Source organism: Pseudomonas sp. GM84, from assembly GCF_000282535.1.
GTDB lineage: Bacteria > Pseudomonadota > Gammaproteobacteria > Pseudomonadales > Pseudomonadaceae > Aquipseudomonas.
In genome coordinates this window covers 1-2,174 of sequence record NZ_AKJC01000203.1, presented here as the reverse complement: position 1 = coordinate 2,174, position 2,174 = coordinate 1, and the positions used below count along the sequence as shown (strand labels likewise).

Below are 2,174 nucleotides of genomic sequence, written 5' to 3'. Positions count from 1 at the left end.
CTCCGGGGAGCCGGCTCCCACGGGGGATTTGTGGGAGCCGGCTTGCCGGCGACAGGGCCAACTCGATCTTTGCGGTTCAGCCTCGGTTAAGCGATTCGTTGCTATCATCCGCGCCTTCATCCTGACGAAACGCCAGCATGCCAGATACAGCCCCCTGCCCTGCCCGCGCCTTGCCCGACAGTTTCTTCGACCAGGACGCCCAAGCCCTGGCCAAGGCCCTGCTGGGCAAGGTCATCCGTCACCGCCACGGTGACCTGTGGCTGGCCGCGCGGATCATCGAGACCGAGGCCTACTACCTGACCGACAAGGGCAGCCACGCCTCCCTCGGCTACACGGAGAAGCGCAAGGCGCTGTTTCTCGATGGCGGGCATATCTACATGTACTACGCACGCGGCGGCGATTCGCTCAACTTCAGTGCCCAGGGCCCAGGCAACGCGGTGTTGATCAAGTCCGCCTACCCTTGGGTAGACGCCGTCTCCTCGGCCAACAGCCTGGCACAGATGCAACTGAACAACCCCGACGCCAGCGGCAACCTGCGCCCACCGGAGCGCCTGTGCGCCGGGCAGACCTTGCTGTGCCGGGCCATGGGCCTGAAGGTGCCGCAATGGGATGCCCAGCGCTTCGACCCCGAGCGCCTCTACGTCGAGGACTGCGGCATCGCCGTGCCCAAGGTGATCCAGGCGGCCCGCCTGGGCATCCCCCATGGCCGCGACGAGCACCTGCCGTACCGCTTCGTCGACGCCGAATACGCCCGCTTCTGCACCCGGAACCCGCTGCGCCGGGGGCAAGTCGAAGGGCAAGACTTCTTCATTCTCCAACAAGGAAGCTAAAACATGGGCCAATGGCTCGACAGCCTGACCGGCTGGCTCAGCGCCAACCCACAGTGGCTGGGCGTGGCGATTTTCCTGGTAGCCTGCATCGAGTGCCTGGCCATCGCCGGCATCATCGTGCCCGGTACCGTGTTGCTGTTCGCGGTGGCGGTGCTGGCCGGCAGTGGCGCCTTCACCCTCGGCGAAACCTTGCTGCTGGGGTTCCTTGGCGGCCTGCTCGGCGACGCTATGTCCTACACGATCGGCAAGTACTTCCACCAGAACATCCGACGCCTGCCGCTGCTGCGTCACCACCCGGAATGGATCGGCAGCGCCGAAACCTACTTCCATCGCTATGGCATCGCCAGTTTGCTGGTAGGCCGTTTCATCGGCCCGCTACGGCCGATGCTGCCGATGGTGGCGGGGATGTTCGACATGCCGCTACCTCGGTTCATCGCGGTAAGCCTGGTGGCCGGCGCGGGCTGGTCGGTAGCGTATCTGCTGCCCGGCTGGGCCACCGGCGCGGCCATGCGCCTGCCGCTGCCGGAAGGCTTCTGGCTGGATGCAGGCATCATCGCCGGCACCCTGGCGGTGGTGATCGGCCTGAGCCTGAACAGCAGCATTCGCGACCAGCGCCACGGTACGCGGCTGATCGCCGGCCTGAGTTTCCTGGCCTTGGCCGGGGTATTCCTGGGTTGGCCGTATCTGCACGAGTTCGATCAAGGGGTGATGACACTGGTGCAGGAACATCGCAGCCAGGCCCTCGACGGCAGTGTTGTGGTGGTGACGCGCTTGGGCGACTTCCGCACGCAACTGTTCCTCGGCGGGCTGCTGACCGGCCTGCTGCTGCTCGCACGCCAATGGCGCCATGCGTTGTTCGCGGGCGGTGCGCTGATGGGCACGGCGATCGCCAATGGCACGTTGAAATGGTTGTTCGCCCGCGCCCGGCCCGAAGTACTGAGCGACCCGCTGACCAGCTACAGCATGCCCAGCGGGCACAGCTCGGCGTCGTTTGCGTTCTTTCTGGTGATGGCGGTACTGGCGGGGCGCGGTCAGCCACCGCGCATGCGCCTGACGTGGATACTGCTGGGATGCATACCGGCGCTGGCGATCGCCTTGTCGCGGGTTTACCTGGGGGCGCACTGGCCGACTGACATCATGGCGGGGGCCTTGCTGGCCTGCTGCGTGTGTGCGCTCAGCCTGACGCTGGTGCAGCATCGTCAGCCGCTCAATGCACTGCCGCAGCGGGCCTGGTGGCTGGTGTTGCCGGCCTGCATCGCCTTGCTGGCGTTCTTTGCCATGCATGCGTTGCCGCAGGCGCTGTTGCGTTATCAGTATTGACCTGTAGCGGCCCTATCGCCGGCA

At 65.9% G+C, this 2,174-nt stretch carries 2 protein-coding genes; both read left to right on the top strand.

Translation table 11 applies throughout. The features are described 5' to 3' along the window. Window positions 1-137 precede the first annotated feature (137 nt). Complete coding sequence (locus PMI38_RS16990) at window positions 138-830, top strand: DNA-3-methyladenine glycosylase (RefSeq protein ID WP_008096337.1); 693 nt, start codon at window positions 138-140, stop codon at window positions 828-830. Window positions 831-833: 3 nt separating this feature from the next. Next, window positions 834-2,150 carry a bifunctional DedA family/phosphatase PAP2 family protein gene (locus tag PMI38_RS16985; RefSeq protein ID WP_008096335.1) on the top strand — a complete coding sequence of 439 codons (1,317 nt, stop codon included), beginning with the start codon at window positions 834-836 and terminating at the stop codon, window positions 2,148-2,150. The last annotated feature ends 24 nt before the right edge of the window (window positions 2,151-2,174 follow it).

Excerpts from the sequence above, each read along its gene's own strand:
- PMI38_RS16990 (WP_008096337.1), top strand. The coding sequence starts at position 138 with ATGCCAGATACAGCCCCCTGCCCTGCCCGCGCCTTGCCCGACAGTTTC.
- PMI38_RS16985 (WP_008096335.1), top strand. The coding sequence starts at position 834 with ATGGGCCAATGGCTCGACAGCCTGACCGGCTGGCTCAGCGCCAACCCA.